The sequence below is a fragment of the Pedococcus sp. P2_E4 genome (genome assembly GCF_056403935.1).
The window spans coordinates 1-610 of the sequence record NZ_JBFUEO010000087.1 but is presented as its reverse complement, the minus strand read 5'-3'; the positions used below and the strand labels follow the sequence as shown (position 1 = coordinate 610).

The window sequence follows — 610 nt, the reverse complement described above, 5'->3', positions numbered from 1 at the left end:
CGTTGATGGTGCCCGTGCTGCCGGGCGGCGTCGTGCCCACCAGGTGCGGGGCGCGGGTGCTCGCGAGCCAGCCCCGGACCAGCGTGGCCCACCTGTCGGCACCCGGCTGCTGCTGCCACTCGTCGTAGGCCGGGGTCGGCGCCCACGCCGGGTCGAGGGAGCCGTCGTCGGCGAGCAGCCCCGCGGCATACGCGATCTCCACGACGAACGCGCCCCGGACCTCGTCGACGTCGAGGACCGAGCCCAGGCGTCGCAGGTCGCGCACGGCGAGCCCACCGGACCGCAGCACGCGCGGCGGTCGCAGTCCCCAGTCGGCCGCCAGCTCGTCGACGAGCGCGAGCAGGTCGGTGACCTCCTGGCCCGCGGCCGAGTCGACCGCGGCGACGTCGACCGGTGCGCCTGAGAGCGCCGGGGTGGCGAGGGCCGGCGCGCGGTGGCTGCGCCCGCCCCGGAGGACGAGGGCGACCTCGCGCGGCAGGACCAGCTGCTCGGCCGAGGGTGCGGCGACCAGGTGGTGCTCGAGCAGCCAGCGGGCGCCCTCGGCCACCCGTTCGGGCGTGGCCGGTGGGAGCACCGCCACGGGCGGCCCCCAGGCGAGGCGGTCGAGGAT

At 78.0% G+C, this 610-nt stretch carries 1 pseudogene; it reads right to left on the bottom strand.

The window, feature by feature from the left end:
* Positions 1-610: pseudogene (locus AC1DV7_RS18200) on the bottom strand (helicase-associated domain-containing protein); the annotation flags it as partial.